This window comes from Sphingomonas sp. BK345 (assembly GCF_014193845.1).
In the GTDB taxonomy this organism is placed as follows: Bacteria; Pseudomonadota; Alphaproteobacteria; order Sphingomonadales; family Sphingomonadaceae; genus Sphingomonas.
This window is the reverse complement of the sequence record NZ_JACHZX010000002.1, coordinates 818,132-836,082: the sequence shown is the minus strand read 5'-3', so window position 1 is coordinate 836,082 and position 17,951 is coordinate 818,132. Positions and strand designations below refer to the sequence as shown.

19 protein-coding genes are annotated in these 17,951 nt (G+C 69.0%); 14 read left to right on the top strand and 5 right to left on the bottom strand.

The genetic code is table 11. The annotated features are described in order from the left end of the window. Positions 1 to 60 precede the first annotated feature (60 nt). From FHY03_RS09130 to FHY03_RS09120, 3 genes are all read left to right on the top strand, one after another. Entirely contained in the window at positions 61 to 939 is an 879-nt protein-coding gene (locus tag FHY03_RS09130) for an exonuclease domain-containing protein (protein ID WP_311721352.1), read from the top strand. Between the two features lie 446 nt (positions 940 to 1,385). Continuing rightward, the gene (locus FHY03_RS09125) at positions 1,386 to 2,003 is read left to right on the top strand and encodes a glutathione S-transferase family protein (RefSeq protein WP_183930206.1); all 618 of its coding nucleotides are present in this window, start codon (positions 1,386 to 1,388) and stop codon (positions 2,001 to 2,003) included. Positions 2,004 to 2,063: 60 nt separating this feature from the next. After that, positions 2,064 to 4,133 carry a pyridoxamine 5'-phosphate oxidase family protein gene (locus FHY03_RS09120; protein ID WP_183930204.1) on the top strand — a complete coding sequence of 690 codons (2,070 nt, stop codon included), beginning with the start codon at positions 2,064 to 2,066 and terminating at the stop codon, positions 4,131 to 4,133. Between the two features lie 43 nt (positions 4,134 to 4,176). On the opposite strand, the gene FHY03_RS09115 is transcribed toward FHY03_RS09120, so the two are convergent. After that, on the bottom strand, positions 4,177 to 4,983 hold the full coding sequence (locus tag FHY03_RS09115; protein WP_183930203.1) for a GNAT family N-acetyltransferase: 807 nt from the start codon (positions 4,981 to 4,983) through the stop codon (positions 4,177 to 4,179). 218 nt (positions 4,984 to 5,201) lie between these two features. Here FHY03_RS09115 and FHY03_RS09110 point away from each other — a divergent pair, with 218 nt between their 5' ends. From FHY03_RS09110 to FHY03_RS09095, 4 genes are all read left to right on the top strand, one after another. Next, on the top strand, positions 5,202 to 5,750 hold the full coding sequence (locus FHY03_RS09110) for a carboxymuconolactone decarboxylase family protein (RefSeq protein ID WP_183930202.1): 549 nt from the start codon (positions 5,202 to 5,204) through the stop codon (positions 5,748 to 5,750). Positions 5,751 to 5,833: 83 nt separating this feature from the next. Further along, a complete protein-coding gene (locus FHY03_RS09105) occupies positions 5,834 to 6,298 on the top strand; it encodes a DUF1348 family protein (RefSeq protein WP_183930201.1) in 465 nt (154 codons plus the stop codon). A 28-nt stretch (positions 6,299 to 6,326) separates the two neighbouring features. Then, positions 6,327 to 6,653, top strand: coding sequence for a hypothetical protein (locus FHY03_RS09100; protein ID WP_183930195.1), 327 nt, complete (start codon positions 6,327 to 6,329; stop codon positions 6,651 to 6,653). A gap of 254 nt (positions 6,654 to 6,907) precedes the next feature. Then, complete coding sequence (locus FHY03_RS09095) at positions 6,908 to 7,831, top strand: LysR family transcriptional regulator (protein WP_183930192.1); 924 nt, start codon at positions 6,908 to 6,910, stop codon at positions 7,829 to 7,831. Here the strand turns inward: FHY03_RS09095 and FHY03_RS09090 are convergent, their stop codons facing one another. The 4 genes from FHY03_RS09090 to FHY03_RS09075 all read right to left on the bottom strand — a co-directional run bounded on the left by FHY03_RS09090 (position 7,832) and on the right by FHY03_RS09075 (position 12,526). Further along, positions 7,832 to 8,251 carry an Ohr family peroxiredoxin gene (locus FHY03_RS09090; RefSeq protein ID WP_183930190.1) on the bottom strand — a complete coding sequence of 140 codons (420 nt, stop codon included), beginning with the start codon at positions 8,249 to 8,251 and terminating at the stop codon, positions 7,832 to 7,834. Further along, entirely contained in the window at positions 8,248 to 9,681 is a 1,434-nt protein-coding gene (locus tag FHY03_RS09085) for an efflux transporter outer membrane subunit (RefSeq protein WP_311721351.1), read from the bottom strand. Before FHY03_RS09085 ends, FHY03_RS09090 begins: the two co-directional genes overlap by 4 nt. Continuing rightward, complete coding sequence (locus FHY03_RS09080; protein WP_183930186.1) at positions 9,678 to 10,865, bottom strand: HlyD family secretion protein; 1,188 nt, start codon at positions 10,863 to 10,865, stop codon at positions 9,678 to 9,680. The genes FHY03_RS09085 and FHY03_RS09080 overlap by 4 nt, the downstream gene beginning before the upstream one ends. 89 nt (positions 10,866 to 10,954) lie before the next feature. Then, positions 10,955 to 12,526, bottom strand: coding sequence for an MFS transporter (locus tag FHY03_RS09075; RefSeq protein ID WP_183930184.1), 1,572 nt, complete (start codon positions 12,524 to 12,526; stop codon positions 10,955 to 10,957). 254 nt (positions 12,527 to 12,780) lie between these two features. Between FHY03_RS09075 and FHY03_RS09070 the strand changes: the two genes are divergently transcribed. From FHY03_RS09070 to FHY03_RS09040, 7 genes are all read left to right on the top strand, one after another. Further along, positions 12,781 to 13,671: a LysR family transcriptional regulator gene (locus FHY03_RS09070; protein WP_183930182.1), complete on the top strand. Its 891-nt coding sequence runs from the start codon at positions 12,781 to 12,783 to the stop codon at positions 13,669 to 13,671. Positions 13,672 to 13,774: 103 nt separating this feature from the next. Continuing rightward, the gene (locus tag FHY03_RS09065; protein WP_183930179.1) at positions 13,775 to 14,536 is read left to right on the top strand and encodes an SDR family oxidoreductase; all 762 of its coding nucleotides are present in this window, start codon (positions 13,775 to 13,777) and stop codon (positions 14,534 to 14,536) included. Further along, positions 14,536 to 14,961 carry a hypothetical protein gene (locus FHY03_RS09060; protein WP_183930177.1) on the top strand — a complete coding sequence of 142 codons (426 nt, stop codon included), beginning with the start codon at positions 14,536 to 14,538 and terminating at the stop codon, positions 14,959 to 14,961. The genes FHY03_RS09065 and FHY03_RS09060 overlap by 1 nt, the downstream gene beginning before the upstream one ends. Then, entirely contained in the window at positions 14,958 to 15,851 is an 894-nt protein-coding gene (locus tag FHY03_RS09055; RefSeq protein ID WP_183930175.1) for a sigma-70 family RNA polymerase sigma factor, read from the top strand. The genes FHY03_RS09060 and FHY03_RS09055 overlap by 4 nt, the downstream gene beginning before the upstream one ends. A gap of 129 nt (positions 15,852 to 15,980) precedes the next feature. After that, the gene (locus tag FHY03_RS09050; protein ID WP_183930173.1) at positions 15,981 to 16,436 is read left to right on the top strand and encodes a carboxymuconolactone decarboxylase family protein; all 456 of its coding nucleotides are present in this window, start codon (positions 15,981 to 15,983) and stop codon (positions 16,434 to 16,436) included. Between the two features lie 123 nt (positions 16,437 to 16,559). After that, positions 16,560 to 16,892, top strand: a complete 333-nt coding sequence (locus FHY03_RS09045) for a hypothetical protein (RefSeq protein WP_221190050.1) — start codon at positions 16,560 to 16,562, stop codon at positions 16,890 to 16,892. A gap of 181 nt (positions 16,893 to 17,073) precedes the next feature. Next, positions 17,074 to 17,904 carry an oxidoreductase gene (locus FHY03_RS09040; RefSeq protein ID WP_183930169.1) on the top strand — a complete coding sequence of 277 codons (831 nt, stop codon included), beginning with the start codon at positions 17,074 to 17,076 and terminating at the stop codon, positions 17,902 to 17,904. The last annotated feature ends 47 nt before the right edge of the window (positions 17,905 to 17,951 follow it).

The window sequence follows — 17,951 nt, the reverse complement described above, 5'->3', positions numbered from 1 at the left end:
CCGGCCGCCCGGCGGCTGACGTCCGTAGCGAAGCGTGCCGGACATGGTATGTTCCGAACGATGAACCTCATGACGAGCATGCGAACCGAAATACGAGTGCCTGCGGCCTCAGAACCGAGCGTCGACTTCGTCGTCGTCGATGTCGAAACCGCCTGTTCGCGCGTCAGCAGCATCTGCCAGATCGGCATCGTCGGCTTTCGGGATGGACAAGAGGTGTTCGCCTATGAGACTCTCGTCGATCCCTGCGACGAGTTCTCGCCCTTCAACACGCGCATCCATGGCATCAGCTGCGATCACGTCGTGGGCAAGCCGACATTCGGCCACGTCCACGAGATCGTCGACGGTCATCTGACCGGCCGGGTGACGGTAGCGCACTCCAACTTCGACAAGGGCGCGCTTGCGGCCGCCTGCCGCTTTCATGACCGGCGCACGATCGAAACGACGTGGCTGGATAGCGTGCGGGTGGCGAAGCGCGCCTGGCCCGACTTGCCAAGCCATCGGCTTAACGTGCTGACCCGCTTCCTGGGCGTACGGCACAAGCACCACGACGCTCTCAGCGACGCCCGGGCAGCGGGAATGGTGATCGTCAGGGCGATCGACCATACCGGGATTGACCTCGCGGGTTGGCTGAAGCCGGCGAACCCACGGGGTGGCCTGGTGCCGAAGCCGGCGGCAGATGGCTACCTCAAAGGCGAACGAGCATTTGTTCTTGGACAAGCTCATGACGGCCCGCTGGCGGTTCGCTTGGCAGAGCTGGGTGCGCGCGTCGTCGCCTCGGTCGGCACGACGACGACGATGCTCGTCGTCAGCGATGATCAACCGTACGGCAGGTTCGTCGAGGCGAGCGCTCCATACCGCAAGGCGGAGGAGCTCCGCGCTACCGGCTCGGCTCTGCGCATACTCGTCGAGGACGAGGTCCGAGCCATGCAGGGGGCGTGATCGGAAGCCGTGTGCGTACGAACTCCGTTCAACAACTCCGACCAAGCCTCAGTTCGCGGCAGCTGACGACCGAGAGGCGGTAATAACCTAAGTAAGTCGCCGATTTCGGGAGCGGACATTCTGAACGGGGTTCAGATACCCGCAGACCCTTGAAGAACCGTGGTCGGGTCTGCAGCGTCGAAACCACCTGCCCGCCACCTCAGGAGGTGATAGCTGCGCCGATCGCGAGGCCGAAGGTGGGTTCGGCCGATAGCGCGAGCCGTGGGCAAGCCCGATCAGGCTGCTTGCCGTCAACAGGCGCAGCAACGCCAGCCATACAGCTCAACGATCATTGCGATGGGCGTAACAATGAAGTTCCCACTCCGAGCGTTCTCCGCGACGGTCCGGAACGGCAGAAATGCAGTGCCGATCGGGGTGGTCCCGGTCGGAACGCCAGGAACCGAACCATGAAGCTCTATCACCACCCGCTCTCGGGCCACTCGCACCGCGCCGCCCTCTTCGTCTCCCTGCTGGGCATCCCCGCCGAGCTGGTCGAGGTCGACCTGAAGGCCGGTGCCCACAAGTCGCCCGAGTTCCTCGAGAAGAACCCCTTCGGCCAGGTCCCGGTGCTCGAGGACGACGGGGTGGTCATCTCTGACTCGAACGCAATCCTGGTCTATCTCGCGAAGAAGACCGGCCGCACGGACCTGCTGCCCGAAGACGCGAAGGGTGCCGCGGCGGTCCAGCGCTGGCTGTCCGTCGCCGCGGGCGAGATCGCCTACGGCCCCGCCGCGGCGCGGCTGATCACCGTCTTCGGTGCCAAGTACAACCCGGACGAGGTGATCGCTCGGGCGCACACCATCCTTGCCAAGCTGGAGAAGCAGCTTGCCGATCGCGACTTCCTGACCGGAGACAAGCTCACCATCGCCGACGTCGCGATCTACAGCTATGTCGCGCGGGCTCCGGAGGGCAACGTCGACCTGTCCGACTATCCGGCGGTCAACGCCTTTCTCCGCCGCATCGAGGCGCTGCCCGGCTTCGTGCCCTTCGTGCAAACTCCCGTCGGCCTCGCGGCCGCAGCGTGAACGCCTGAGCGGGCACGCCATCGTGGCGCGCCCGCAATCGGTATGGGAGGGAGAGGGATCATGGGCGGGACGTTGACGAAGCTGTCGACCTGGCACGAGGGCGAGCGGTTCATCCAGGAAAAGGTCGGCGTGGCCGAGCGCATGGCCGAGGTCGGCAAGCGCGTGGTGCGCGACTTCATGCCCGACCAGCATCGCGACTTCTATGCTCAGCTCCCCTACATCGTCCTTGGCAGCATCGATGATGCCGGAGACGCCTGGGCCACCTTCGTGGAGGGCCAGCCCGGCTTCATGACGTCCCCTTCCCCGACAATCCTCAACATCTCCGCGCGCGTGGACCCGAGTGATCCCGCCTCGGGCGGCATGGCCGACGGCCAGCCCGTCGGACTGCTCGGCATCGAGATGCACACCCGCCGTCGCAACCGGATGAACGGTTTCGTCGCGGTCACGCCAGAGGGCATGCGGATCGACGTAGACCAGAGCTTCGGCAATTGCCCGCGCTACATCCAGCTGCGCGACTTTTCGTTCGCGCACGATCCAGCGCTGCCTTACCGGGGCGAGGTCGAGGAGAGTGCCACACTCGACGCCGACGCCCGCACGGCCGTCACCGCCGCCGACGCCTTCTTCGTCGCATCCTATGCGGACCGCGAGGATCGCCGCCAGGTCGATGTGTCGCACCGCGGTGGCCGCAGCGGCTTTGTCAGGATCGGGGATGATGGCACGCTCACCATTCCCGACTTCGACGGCAACCTCTTCTTCAACACGCTCGGCAACATCCTACTGAACGGCCGTGCCGGGCTGCTGTTCGTCGACTACGAGACCGGAGACACCCTGCAGATGGCCGGCGACGCCGAGGTCATCCTGGAGTCGCCCGAGATCGCGGCCTTCCAGGGCGCCGAGCGGCTGTGGACGTTCCGCCCGCGCAAGGTCGTGCGCCGTCGCGGCGCGCTGGCGCTGCGCTGGCGGATGCGCGACGACGGCTGGTCGCCGAACTCGCTGATGACCGGCGACTGGCAGCAGGCCGCTGATCGCGTGCGCGCGGCCAACCTCGCCACTCGCTGGCGGCCGCTGAAGGTGGCAAAGATCGTGGACGAGAGCGCTACGATCCGCTCGTTCCATTTCGTGCCCGACGATGGTGCCGGGCTGCTGCCGCACGACGCGGGTCAGCACCTCCCGATCCGCGTGACCCTGCCGTGCACCGACAAGCCGGTGATCCGCACCTACACGCTGTCGGTCGCGCCGTCTGATGAGGTCTACCGCATCAGCGTAAAGCGGGAGGGCGCGGTGTCGCAGCACCTTCACGACACGCTCAAAGTCGGCGACTTGATCGAGGCGCGCGCGCCCGCGGGCGAGTTCACGATCGACGCGCGCGAGACCCGGCCTGCGGTGCTGCTGGCCGCAGGCGTTGGCATCACCCCGATGCTCGCGATGCTGCGCCACGTCGTCTACGAAGGCGTGCGCAAGCAGCGCGTGCGGCCGACCTGGCTGTTCCACGCCGCCCGCACCAAAGCGGAACGCGCCTTTGACGGCGAGCTCGCTCAGCTGGTCGAGGCGTCCTACAGCGCGGTGAAGCTGGTGCGCGTGCTCAGCGATCCGAGCAGCGCCTCGGAAGACATCGACTACGATGTCGTCGGTCGGGTCGACATGGCGCTGCTCACCCGCTTCCTGCCGTTCAACGATTACGACTTCTACCTGTGCGGACCGCCCAGCTTCACGCAGGGGCTCTACGACGGCCTGCGCGCGCTCAACGTCGCAGACGCCCGCATTCACGCCGAGACGTTCGGCGTATCCTCGCTGACGCGCAAACCGGACCTCGGCACCGCGCAGGCCGCTCCGCCTCGACCGGCGTCGACCAAGCCGGTGCCGGTCGCGTTCATGAACTCCTTGAAGGAAGCACGCTGGACGCCCGGCTCGGGCACGCTGCTCGAGTTGGCCGAGGCGCGCGGACTGGAGCCTGAGTTCAGCTGCCGCGAAGGCACGTGCGGCACCTGCAAGACCAAGCTGCTGCGCGGCGCGGTCACCCACATCCGCACGCCAGGCATCAGCCTCGGGGACGACGAGGTGCTGATCTGCTCCGCGGTGCCCGCCGAAGCGGAGAGCGCGGACGAGGACCGAATCCAGCTCGCTCTTTGACCAGCGGATGAGTTCGACGGACGGCATCTCCGCCGGCCCGATCTCATCTCCCGTTCGAGGCGCTTGTCGGCGTCAGGATCCTGTCGACGAAGTCGGTGTAGCCGGCATCGAAGACGACACCCAAGGCGCGGCTCTCGGCATACTTGCCCTTGTCGAAGAGAATCTCCTGACCGTCCACGCGGATGCGGACGAAATAGTCGTGATGCCCCTCATGCGTGGGATCGAAGCAAATCGCTCTGCGGGGCAGCTGGACCGATCCGTCCGGGAGGCGCTCGCCCGTCCCCGACATGGTGGCGAACGGGGCCGGCTCGTCTTCGTAGCGCTGATCCTCCGTGAAGAACTCGATCGAGAAGTCGACGTCGGCGCCGCTTGAGAGCTCGTACGCGCGGTCGAAGACCAGATACGCGTAGATGCCGCCGCCCGGCCCTGTCCGATCTGGAACCACGCTGAAGCCCATCCGCCGCCAGAACGGCTCCGCCGAGCGCGGCGCGATTTCGATCTCCAGCACGGAACGGTCCTCGTCCCTGAACCGCTCGATCATGAAGTGCGCGAGTCGGCGCCCGTAGCCGTGCCTCCGCGGGTCCGGCCGGACCTCGAGGATGTCTTTGCCGTCCACGAACCCCACAGGCTCGCCATCGACCATGAGCACGTCGACCGTGGTCGTGCCGTCGACCCAGCGCCGCCTCGTGCCGTCCCAGTTGCAGCGGAAGCCGCGCACCGGCCTCTCGCCATCGAAGCCGTTGCGCTCCCAGTCCTGCTCGGCCCGCTGGTAGGAGACATCCTCCGCATCCAACCAGGCCTCAACGGCGTCCATGGTCGCCTCGGTGGCCGGCACGATCTCGATCTTCATGGAGCGCTGGTTCCGGTCGGAGTACGCGATCCTTCCTCGCGGATCATGCGCGTAGTTAGATGCGGTCGCCTCCACGCGCCATCTCCCGGGATCGCGCGATTGTCACTGCGCGGCGCAACAGTCCCTTGCCGCTAATCGTCGTTCAGCCGAACGCCCGCAGGGTCCATCTCCGTCGTATCGAGAGAGCGATCGGCTCTCCCCCGAACGGAGTTTGAACGATGTCCTACATTCCCACACCCGCCACCATCGCCGATGCACCCGAGGCTTCGCGCCCGGTGCTCGAAGCCGTGCAGAAGCAGATGGGTTCGGTGCCCAACATCTTCCGGCTCATCGCGAACAGCCCGGCCGCGCTGAACGGCCTCGCCGGCCTCCAGGGCGCGCTGGGCAAGGGCAGGCTGTCCGTCGCCACGCGCGAGCGGATCGCGCTCGCCATGGCCGAGGCGAACGGCTGCGACTACTGCCTGGCGGCGCACACCTTCACCGGCGCCAAGTTCGCCAAGCTCGACGCGACGGAGATCGCCGCCAACCGCGCGGGCACGTCCAGCGACCCCAAGGCGGCCGCCGCCGTGCAGTTCGCCCGCGCGCTGACCGCCGCCCGCGGCGCCGTAGCTCCGGCCGAGATCGAGAAGGTCCGCGCCGCCGGCTACGGCGATGCCGAGATCCTCGAGATCCTCGCGCACGTCGCGCTCAACACCTTCACGAACTACGTCAACGAGGCGCTGGGAACCGAGATCGACTTCCCCCGGGTCGACCGCCTGGCCGCCTGACGTAGGGGCGGGCGGCCATTCCCTCCCCCGGGCCGCCCGTCCACCACCCCACCTGCCCAAACGCCACCGACAGGAGATCACCGATGAGCCGTCCTCCCCTGCCCCCGTTCACCCACGAGTCCGCCGTCGAGAAGGTCCGCCTCGCGGAGGACGGCTGGAACAGCCGCGACCCGGCCAAGGTGGCGCTCGCCTACACCACCGACACCCGCTGGCGTAACCGTGCGGAGTTCGCGACCAACCGGGAGGAGGCGCAGGCCTTCCTGACCCGCAAGTGGAACAAGGAGCTCGACTACCGCCTCATAAAGGAGCTGTGGGCGTTCACCGGCAACCGCATCGCGGTGCGCTACGCCTACGAATACCGCGACGACAGCGGCCAGTGGTTCCGCGCCTACGGCAACGAGAACTGGGAGTTCGCCGAGGACGGCCTGATGGCCCACCGCCACGCCAGCATCAACGAGCATCCGATCCGCGAGGAGGACCGCAAGTTCCGCTGGCCGCTCGGCCGCCGGCCGGACGACCATCCCGGCCTCAGCGACTTCGGCTTCTGACCCGACACCGCCACCAGGAGCACTTGCCATGCCTTCCGACACCCTTGGCGAACGCGCGCGGCTCGCGGTCGAGCTCGCGCTCACCGCGCGTTACGCGGATCGGCCCCTTCGTGAACGCCAGGAGGCCGACGCGCGGCGGCTCGGCATGGTGGGTGCGGAGATCGACGCCGCGCGGCTGGGCCGCGGCTTCGACGTCCGCACCTCCCGTGCGCTCGCGCTGGCGACCGCACCCGACTGCGACCGCCAGGAGCGGCGGGACGGCGCCATCCGCGCCGGCCTCGCCGAAAGCGACTGCGCCGCGATCGAGGCGCTTGCCGCCAGTCTCGCCACCGGAGTGCGCGGTCGTGCCGGCTGACGCGCTCGCATGGCCGGCTCCGGACCGATGGACACCCGTCGTTCCGAGCCTGGTCGGCTGGTCCGTGACCGCCGGAAGGCTGCTCCTCGCCGTCACGCGCGTTGCGGTGGCCCTCCTGTTCAGGGACTACCACGGGGACCTGCTGCACCGGGGCGAGCGACTGCACGCGGAGGTGCTCCTGCGTGTGGTGTAGACACCCACTCGCCGCCGCGCCCATGCATGGCGGGATGCGCGATGGAGCAAGGAGCTGATCGATGGCACGTCTGCCCGACCTTGAGGCATGGGCGGTCTTCGCCAAGGTGGCGGAGAATGGATCGTTCGGCAAGGCCGCGCAGGAGCTTGGCCTGGCCAACACCACCGTGTCCAAAACCACCACGCGGCTCGAGCAACGGATGCGCACGACGCTTCTCCACCGCACCACGCGCAAGCTGTCGCTGACGGAGACCGGGCGGCTGTCGCTCGAACGCGCGACCCGCATCCTGGCGGACGGCTTTGCCATCGAGGCCGACATCCTGGAGGAAGCGGCGATCCCGCGCGGCCTGGTGCGTCTGGCCTGCACGGCGGGGTTCGGCGTCGAGTCGCTGGCGCCGCTCATTCCCGAGTTCATGAAGCTCTACCCCGAAATCGAGGTCGAGCTGTGCCTGACCGAGGACGAAGTCGATATCGTGGCCCAGGGGTTCGATGCCGCCATCCGCATCGGCCAGGGCGGAGACTCCTCGCTCCGCAGCAGCCGGCTGTTCTCCTTCCGCCGCCTGGTCGTGGCAGCACCCGCGCTGGTCGAGAGCATCGGGCGGCTCGACAGCCCCGAACAGCTGGCGTCGGTGCCCGCCATCATCGCCACGCACATTCCCTGGGGCACCGAATGGGAGTTCCAGCGATCGGGCGAACACCCCGTGACCATCCGGGTCAGCGGCAGCTATCGCGTCAACAGCGCCGCGGCGATGGTGCCGGCCGCCGTGGCCGGCCTGGGCGTCATGCACCTACCCGAATATTTCGTCTGGCGCGAGCTGCAGTCCGGCGCGCTGATCGAGCTGCTGCCCGAATGGGTGGCGCCGCCAGGGCCCGTCCATGTCGTGACGCCGCCGGGCCGCGCGCGTCCGGCCAGGGTTCGCGTCCTGCTCGACTTCCTGCGCGAACGGTTCAGCGCGCAACCCTGGGCTGCAGGGATCGAGCGCTGATCAGCCTGCCCAGATGCGCAGGTCCACCCTGCCGCGCAGGCTGAGCGACAGTGGACAGCGACCCTGCGCCGTCGTGACGATACGGCTGGCGATTTCCGGGTCGATGCCCGGCAGATCGACGGACAGCGAAAAGCGCAGCGGTTGCGGAGCGTTTGCCTCGGCCGCCATTTCCACGGCAGCGGTCACGTTGCTGTCGTGCGCAACCGCGATGCCCTCCGTGGCGCCGACCTGCCGAATGGTGTCCAGCAGGCACGCGGCCAGCGCGGCGGCGACCAGCTGCTCCGGATTGGTCCCCTCCCCGCCGGCGCCGCCAAGCGCGCGCGGTTGGGACAGTTCCACCCGCAGGTGACCATCGGCGCTCGCGACGGAGCCGACCCGGCCGCCGAGCGCGGTGGCCTGCGTGCTGTATAGCGCACTCACCGCGCAACCGTCGGCGTGGCAGCCGCGCCCAGCACCCCGCCACCCAGACTGCGCGTCAGCGCCACGTCCAGCACGAACGCGCGCGCTTCCAGCCCACTCACCACGCGCCGCCGCGCGAGCAGCCGGTCCTCGACCTGCAGAACCGACTGATAGTCGGACGCGCCCTCCGTGTAGCGCAGCTCGGCCAGGCGATAGGCGCGTTCGGTCGCGGCGAGCGCCGCGCGTGCTTCGGTGAGCTGCACGTCCAGCTGCCGCGTGCTGACGACCACGTCGGCCACTTCGCGCAGCGCCTGGGTCAGCGTGTCGTCGTACAGCGCGACGGCGAGGTCGTAATCGGCACGCGCGCCGCGATAATTCGCCCGCCGCCGCCCGCCGTCGAAAATCGGCAGGCTGATCGCCGGCCCGCCGCTGCCCATGTCGGCGCCTCCGTTCAGCAGGTTGCCGATGCCCAGCGACTCCAGCCCGATCAGGCCGAGGAGGTTGATCGTGGGAAAGAACTGCGCATGCGCGACCTTGATGCGGTCCGCCGCCGCTTCGGCACGCCAGCGGGCCGCGACGATGTCGGGCCGCCGCCCGATCAGGTTCGCGGGCACGTCGGCAGGCAGGCCGAACGCCTTGAGCGATGCCGGTGCCGGACGCGCGATCGACAGGCCGCGATCCGGTCCCTTGCCGAGCAGCGCCGCCAGCCGGTTGCGCGTCAGCCCGATCGCCTCGTCGGTCGCGGCAAGATCCGCCCGTGCCGCCGGCGGACCCGCCTCCGCCTGGGCGAGGTCCGCATCGGAATCGAACCCGTGCTGCACGCGCGACCGCACCAGCGCCAGACTGCGATCGCGCACCGCCAGCGTCTCGGTCAGCACGTCGCGATCGCTGTAGAGTCGCGCGAGATCGGCATAGGTCGCCGCCACCGCCGCCGACACCACCAGCCGCGCCGCCGCCGCATCGGCGCGCGCAGCATCGGCGTCCGAACGCGCCGCGGCCAGCGCCGCGCGGTTCTTGCCCCAGAAGTCGAGTTCCCAGGAGAAGCCCAGGCTCACCTTGCCGTAATCGTGATAGCCCTGCCGCTCCGGCAGCACGGGGATGCCCGCCTCCGTGCTCGGCTTGCTGACCGTCAGCGATCCGTCGACGCCGACCGTGGGCAAAGTCGCCGCGCGTGCCGCCCCGGCGAAGGCTTCGGCGCGATCGAGGCGCGCGGCCGCCTGCGCCATCGTCGGCGATCCGGCGAGCCCTTCCTCAATCAGCGCGTCCAGCTGCGGGTCGCGATAGGCTTTCCACCAGCTGTCGGACGGCCAGTCGGCGACGGGCGCCGCCAGGCTGGTGGCGGCGGCATAGCTTTCCGGTGTCTTGGCGACGGGTGCTGGTCCCAGATGCGGCGGCGTGACGCAGCCGGTCAGCAGCGCGGAGCCGGCGAGCGCGAGAGCAAGGCGCCTCACGACCGTGTTCCGCACGAAAAGCCGCCGCTCACGATCCAGGAGATCGGCCCGCCATGCGCGCGGCCATCGGCGCTGGAGCCGATGGCGATGCGCGGGGTCACCGACATGCCGGTCGATAGCCGCTCCAGCCCAGGCTGGTCGCGGTCGAGCAGGATGCGCACGGTGAAGCGGCGGACGATCTTGGTGAAGTTGCCCGTGGCATTGTCCGGCGGGATCACCGCGAACTCGGACCCGCTGGCGCCCTGCACGCCTTCGACGACGCCGCAATAGGCGGCGCCGGGCACCGCATCGGCCTTGACCTCCACCCGGTCACCCGGCCGCACGCGCGCAAGCTGCGTTTCGCGCAGGTTCGCCTCTATCCACAGGCCCTTGGTCGGCGTGATCGCCAGCAGGCGCGTGCCGGCGTTGACGAACTCGCCCAGGCGGACGTTGCGCGCGGCAACGCGGCCCTCGCGCGGCGCCTCCACCTGCGTGCGGGCAAGATCGGCGCGCGCGCGCATCAGCTTGGCCTGGGCACTGGCGAGCTGCGCCTGTGCGGTCAGGCGCTGCGCGTCCAGGACGCCGAGCTGGCGCCGGGCGAACGCGGCCTGTGCGCGGCTGGAGGACAGGCCGGCGCCGGCACGCACGTTCTCGGCCTGTGCGCTCTCGAACAGCTGGCGGCTCACCGCCCCCTCGGTCACCAGCGCGTCCGACCGCGCGAAGTCGGCGCCCGTCTTGCCGGCGGTCGCCTGCGCCGACACCACGCCGGCGTCCGCCACCTGGATCTGCGCCTGCTGGAGCTGCCGCTGCGCCGCGATCTGGCGGATCGCCGCGTGTCCCTGCGCCACCGCGGCCTCGGCATCGGCGACTGCGGAACGATAGTCGGTCGGGTCGATGCGGATCAGCACCTGGCCCGGCGCCACCGTCCGGTCGTTCTCGGTTCCGACCTCCACGACATAGCCGGGCACCTTGGAGGAAACAAAGGTCACATCGCCTTTCACATAGGCGTTGTCGGTGGAGACGAACGCGACGGCTTCGGGTGCCTTCTGGTAGGCTGCGCCGACCAGCGCGACGGCGGCCCCGGCGGTGAGGAAGGCGGTAGCAACGCGGCGACCCGCGCTCCAGGAACGAGCCGGCGTCGCGTCGGCCGAGGGCGATGCCGGGGCGGATGGGACATCGCCCGGCGGGACTTCACGCGCCGTCACATCCGGCGGATCGGCCACAAGGTTCTGCGGGGACGTGAGATGGCTCGCAGGCGCACGTTGGGACGCAGCGGTCTCGATGGTTGCGATGGTCATGACGGGCTCCCTTGGAGATTTGCGGCACCTTCCAGCGGGATGCGGGGAAGCGCCCAGACGAGGATCGCGCCGAGCGTGAGGACGACAGCGGTGACGCCGAGGGCGTCGGCGAAGGCGAGCGTGAAGGCCTGGCCCGTCGCCGCACGTCCGAGCGCGGCGAGCGCTCCGTTTTCCGCCGCTGCGGGATCGGCGGAGAAGCGGGACAGCGCGGCTCCAGTCGCAGCGAGGCGCTGCGCGGTCTCACCGCTCGTCGCCGCGAGCGCCTCGACGAGGACCGCCGAGTGGGCCTTCTCGCGCTCGGCGACGAGGTGCATCAGGATCGCGAGGCCGGCGATGTTGCCGAGCACGCGGGCGAGATTGAAGACGATGCCGACGCTCGGCCCATCGACCATGGTCGCACCGATTACCGCGAAGCGGAGGACGCCGACCGAGAACAGCGCCAGTCCCACCCCGGCGATCAGCGCGGCGACACGGAGCTGATCGATCGCCCAGTCGGGACCAATGCCGACGCACGACCAGGCGGCCAGCGCAAAGCAAGCAAGCCCCGCCGAAAGCAGCCAGCGGCTGTCCACACGACGAGCAAGCGCCCAGGCCGCGGCGAGGCCGACGGCGGCAGCCGGTGTCATCAGCATCAGGACCTGACCGGTCTCGGACGGGCGGAGACCCTGCAGCCGGCCGAGGAACGATGGCACGACGAAGATCACGAACATGGTGCCGAAGCGGAAGAAGACCGACAGCAGGATCCCCCAGGTGAACGTCGGCCGGCGGAAGACGTCGAGGACGAGGAGCTTGCGACCCTGCTTGGCGAGCAGGCCGTGAACCGCGAAGCCGGTCAGGACGACGCCGCCGAGGCAGAGCGCCGAAACCCACCAGGCATCGAGCCAGAAGTGGCGCTCCCCCTCGGACAGCGCGACGACCAGCATGCCCAGACCGGTTGTGAGAGGCAGGTACGTCTCCCAGTCCACGTCGCGCAGCGTCTCCGGGCGCCCGGTCTCGCCGGGCAGCACGCGGGATGCGGCGATGACGTAGGGGATGACGGCCACAGCCTGCGCCCAGAACAGCGCGCGCCAGTCGAAGGCGTCGACCAGCATCGCGCCGAGCGAGGCGGCCATGCCGAAGAACAATGTCGTGGAGCCGGCGAAGAAGGTCATGCCCTCGAACTGGCCGCGGCCGGGACGCAGCGAGCTCATCACGATCATCATGAACATGAGCGGCAGGATGCCGCCGAACACGCCGTGCAGCGTGCGCGCGACCAGCATCCAGCCGAGCGACGGGGCGATCGCGCAGGCGATTGAGGCGATGGCGAAGCCGATGCCGGAGACGAGCATCATGCGACCCCGTCCGATCCCCATGGTGATGCTCGGCGCGATGAGGATGCCGGCGACCGACCCGACGTTCTGCGCCGTGTTGACCAGCGCGCCGCTGTCCGCCGCGACGGAGAGGCCACCCGACACGTCCGCGACGGACAGCACGACCACGATCGGGAACAGCGATCCCAGCACCGCGCCGTAGGCGGCGACCGCCAGCGCTGCGACGGGAACGACCGGTCCTGAACTCGATGCGGCCATGCCTAAGTGCTCCTGCCACCCTCGATGGCGACGGAAGGGAACTAGGCGTGTGGATGGACGCGGATAATCACCGACGTCCGCACTTCATTGGTGCCGATCACGAAGTAATCGACGGCGACTGCTGACAAGGACACAACAGGAAGGCGGTGCCGCCGCCTCAAGCAACTGCCCATCGGCGTGTCGCAGCCATCGTTTCGCATCCGTGCCGCAGGCCATTATGCAATCATCGGGGACGTCCGGGAGGAGAAGGAATCATGGACCGTTGGCAGGCGATGCGGATCTTCGTGAAGGTCGCCGAGACGGAGAGCTTTGCCGAAAGCGCGCGCACCATGCACATGAGCGCGCCCGCGGTGACCCGCGCGGTCGCGGCGCTGGAGGAGCTGATCGGCGCCCGCCTGTTCGTCCGGACGACCCGCTCCGTGAAGATGACCGAGGCCGGCACGCGCTACTTCGAGGACTGCCGCCGCATCCTGTCCGACATCGCAGAGGCCGAAGCCGCCGCCGCGGGATCCTATGCCACGCCGGCGGGCACCCTCGCGGTGACAGCGTCGGCGATGTTCGGGCAGATGTACGTGCTGCCGGTCATGACCGAGTATCTCGAGGCCTACCCCACGATGGGCGGCCGGACCTTCTTCGTCGACCGCCCGGTCAACATCGTCGAGGAAGGCGTCGACGTGGCGGTCCGCATCGGGCACCTGCCCGATTCCGGCTTCACCGCCATCAAGGTCGGCTCCGTCCGCCGCGTCGTCTGCGGCTCGCCCGAATACTTCGAGAAGCACGGCGTGCCCGACACGCCCGCCGACCTGAAGCAGCACCGCATCGCCGCCTCGACCAGCGCCTGGGCTTCTCCGGAATGGCGCTTCGCGGGCGAGCAGCGGGTCACGGTCGACGCGGCCCTCCAGTGCAACACGAACGAGGCCGCGATCGCGACGGCGAAGTCCGGGTGGGGCCTGACGCGCGTCCTCGCCTACCAGATCGGTCCCGCGCTGGTCTCGGGCGAGCTGCAGATCGTGCTGGCGGATCACGAGGAGCCGCCCCTACCCATCCACGTGATGCACCCCGAGGGACGGCACGCCCCCGCGAAGGTGCGAGCCTTCGTGGATCTGGCGGTCTCGCGACTTCGAGAGAACCGCCTGCTCAACTGACCGCCGGTGTGCTTTCCGGCGCAGCTTGCGCGAAATTGGTGGCGCCATGTCACACCGCCGCGCTCCATGTCGTCATACCCGCAGACCATGTGGGAGACAGGCCATGAAGATCGTCGTCATCGGCGGAACCGGACTGATCGGCCGCCAGCTCGTCAGCGACTTGGTGGACCGCGGACACGAGGTTCTCGCCGCCTCGCCAGGAACCGGGGTGAACAGCGTCACCGGCGAAGGGCTCGCGCCATCGCTCGCTGGCGCGAATGTGGTCATAGATGTCAGCAACGCGCCGTCCCTCGCAGATGACGAGGTGGTCACCTTCTTCCAGACCTCCGCAACCAACGTCGCTCTCGCGGCGAGGAAGGCCGGCGTCGCACATGCCGTGCTGCTCTCCATCGTCGGCACCGACCGCTTGCAGGGCTCGAGCTACTTCCGTGGCAAGCAGGCGCAGGAAGCGGCCTTCGCGCATAGCGGGGTGCCGTTCACCATCGTCCGCGCCACGCAGTTCTTCGAGTTCCTGGGCACCATCGCGGACGGCTGCACCCGCGACGGCGTCGCCCACCTGCCCACCTTCGCACTGCAGCCGATCGCCGCCAGTGACGTCGCCGCGACGCTGGCCGACGTGGCGCAGTCCGAAGCCGTCAACGGCATCGTCGAGATCGCCGGACCCGAGCGCGCGCCTCTGGTAGAGTTCGTCGGCACCTGGCTCGGCCACCGTGACGACTCGCGCGCGATCGTGCCCGATGCGGAGACCGGCTATTTCGGGGTGCCTGCCGACGATCGGACGCTCGTGCCGGGCGCTGGCGCACGCCTCCTGCCGACCCGCTTCGAGGCCTGGCTCACAGCGCAGCCCGCACGGCAGCAGGCGTGATGCGCGCGCGATCGCTGGTCCTGGGCCTTGCGGCCGCGCTCGGCTTCGGCACCGTCGCCAACGGCGCCTTCATGCTCGTCGATCCGACGAACTGGTACTTCGCAGTGCCGGGCGTCACGACCACGGGTCCCTTCAACCAGCACTTCCTCCGCGACATCGGGCTGATCTTCCTGCTGGTCGGGGCGGCGATGCTGGCGGGTGCGTTGGTGCCTGCCCAGCGTGTCGCGCTTTGGGGCATGGCGAGCTGGTGGCTCACCGGCCATGCGTTGTTTCACTTCTGGGAGGTGTCGGCCGGCATCTGCGGCCCCGATGCCATCGCTCGGGACTTTCCCGCGGTGACGCTGCCCGCGTTGATCTCCGTGGCGCTTGCCGTGTGGGCGTGGCGTGTCGCTCGGACCGACAGGGCGCAAGGAGCGCTCCCATGACACCTCGCGCCGACGCGCCGCAGGCGCTCCGCCTCGCCGACTTCGAGGCGGAGCGATCCCGCCTGCTGCGTCTCGGCTACCGCATGCTCGGCTCGGTCAGCGAGGCCGAGGACGTGGTGCAGGACGCGTGGCTGCGCTGGCGAGACGTAGGCGACGGCGTGGACAGCCCGGCCGCCTATCTCACCCGCGTTGTCACACGGCTGTGCCTCGACCAGCTCAAGTCCGCCCGCGTCCGTCGGGAGACCTACGTCGGCGCCTGGCTGCCCGATCCGCTGGTGGGCACGACCGAGCAGGACGAGTCACTCGCGGACGACATCACGCTCACGCTGATGCTCGCCATGGAACGCCTGTCGCCGCTCGAGCGCGCCGCCTTCCTGCTCCACGACGTGTTCGACACGCCGCTACCGGAGGTCGCGGCGACCCTGGGGCGCGAGCCGGCCGCGGTGCGCCAGCTCGCCTCCCGCGCTCGCCGCCACGTGCAGGCGGCCAAGCCGCGCTTCGCCGTGCAGCCGGCCGAGGCCGAGGCGATCACCCGCGCCTTCTTCGCCGCTGCCACCAGCGGCGATGCGGCTGCGCTCTCCGCGCTGCTGGCCGAGGACGTGGCGATCCACTCCGACGGCGGCGGCAAGGTCATCGCCTTCCTCAACATCGTGCGCGGCCTCGACCGCGCGATCCGGTTGTTCCAGGGCGTTCGTCGCAAGCACGCCTATCAGCCCCGGCTGCTGCGGACCGTGATGATCGACGGCCTGCCCGGCTATGTCAGCATCGATCGCGGCGAGGTGCTCCAGACCACCGCGCTCGAGCTGCGCGACGGTCGCATCGCGGCGATCTACATCGTTCGCAACCCCGACAAGCTGCGCCACGTGCGGGACGCCCTGCTGCTGCCGTGAGACTTGCGCGGCGCTGCCCGCGCGTAGTCTGACTGCGCGAAAAGCTCGGGCGGCATGTCACACCTGTCCCCGCTGCCTCGTCTTTCGAGCAAGCGCCACCGGTCGGCGCCCGAAACGAAGGACATCACCATGACGGATACCAAGCGGCTGGTCTGGCACGAGGTAACGCCGCAAGGCGCCAAGGCGCTCTTCGGCGTGCACCACTACGTCACCACGGGCACGAACCTGCCCGAAGAGCTGATCCACCTCGTGTTCCTGCGGGTGTCGCAGATCAACGGGTGCGCCCATTGCATCGACCTGCACACCCGCGACCTACTCAAGACGATGGCCGCCGACAAAATCACGCTGCTGCCGGTCTGGGCGGAGGTGCCGCACCTCTTCCCGGATCAGTACCGCGCAGCGCTCGCCTGGGCCGAGGAGGTGACGCGGGTGAGCGAGACCCATGCCTCCGACGCCGCCTATGCCGCAGCCGCTGCGGCCTTCGCGCCGAAGGACCTGGTCGATCTCACCATCGCGGTCGCGGCGATGAATGCCTTCAATCGACTGGGTGCCCCGTTCCGGCTGCCGGTGAAGGCGCAAGCCTGATTACCCCACCAACCATCCCCGCGTTCACCGAAGCATCACAGGACATCGACCATGGCTGCACAACCCGAGCTTTCCCGCACTCCGGAGGGGATCGTCCCCTCCCTGCTTCAGCACTTCAACTCGATGGACGTCGACGTGATGTGCGGTTTCTACGAGCCGGACGCCATTCTCGTCGGCGCCAACGGCGAGCCGCAGCGCGGCATTCCAGCGATCCGCGCGGAGCTGCTGAAGTATTACGCCGTGCAGCTGCCGATGGTCATCATCGCGCGGCACGTCTTCGTCGCCGATACGATCGCTTCTTTGGTCCTCGACTGGAACATCGTCGGCAAGACACCGTCCGGCGAGGACTTCCACATGGTCGCGACGTCCAACGACATCGCTCGCTGCGGTCCGGACGGCTACTGGCGCTACATCATCGACAATCCCTTCGGCACGCAGGTGCGACAGCTGAGCTGAGCGCGACGGCACGCCGACGCCGTTGCGCGTTCCATCTCACGGAACAGCGCGTTCCCGCCGACGCGGCTTCAACCCCCGATTTGCCGGCCCAGATTGCCGGACTTCAGCATCGACGGTCGTTCGACCGGATGGCGAGATACCGGCTGCGAAGTCGTGGAGCTTAGCCGTGGAGGACCTCGGGATGACTACGAAGACCTGGCTGGTGACGGGAAGCTCGCGGGGCTTCGGCCGCGCCCTGTCGGAGGCGATCCTTGAGGCAGGCGACAATCTCGTCGCCACCGCCCGCGACCCTGCGGCGCTTGCGGGCTTGGGTGACGGTCGGCCGGGCAAGCTGCTCATCCAGCCGCTGGACGTCACAAACGAAGCACAGGCGCAAGCGGCGGTCGCCGCCGCGGTGGAGCGGTTCGGCAGGCTGGACGTGCTCGTCAACAATGCCGGCTATGGCGATATCGGGTCGGTCGAGGATACGAGCCTCGCCTCCTTCCGCCGCCAGATCGAGACCAACCTGTTCGGCACGATCATCGTGACCAAGGCGGCGATCCCGGTCCTGCGCGAGCAGCGCGCCGGCCACATCATCCAGTTCTCGTCGGTGGGCGGACGAGTCGGTGCGCCGGGCCGCGCACCCTATTCCGCCGCCAAATGGGCGGTGGAGGGCTTCTCCGAAGTGCTCGCCAAGGAGATGGCGCTGGTCGGCGTTCGCGTCACCATCATCGAGCCGGGCGGCTTCCGCACCGACTTCGCGGGCGCCTCCACGACGATCGAGGACGGCCATGCCGATTATGACGCGGTGGTCGGCGCGGCCGCCCGCATGCAGCGGGCTTACGACGGCAAGCAGCCGGGCGACCCCCGCAAGGGCGCGGCGGCGATCCTGAAGATCGCCGGCACCGACGCGCCGCCGCTACGGCTGCCACTCGGCAAGGATGCGGCCGCCGCGATCGAGGGGTTCGATCGCGCGCGCCTCGAAGAACTCGCCAAATGGCGGCACCTGAGCGTGTCGACGGACTTCGACTGACCGGACGCGGGACGCACCGGCGGATCAGGACGGGTCGTCACGCGCCC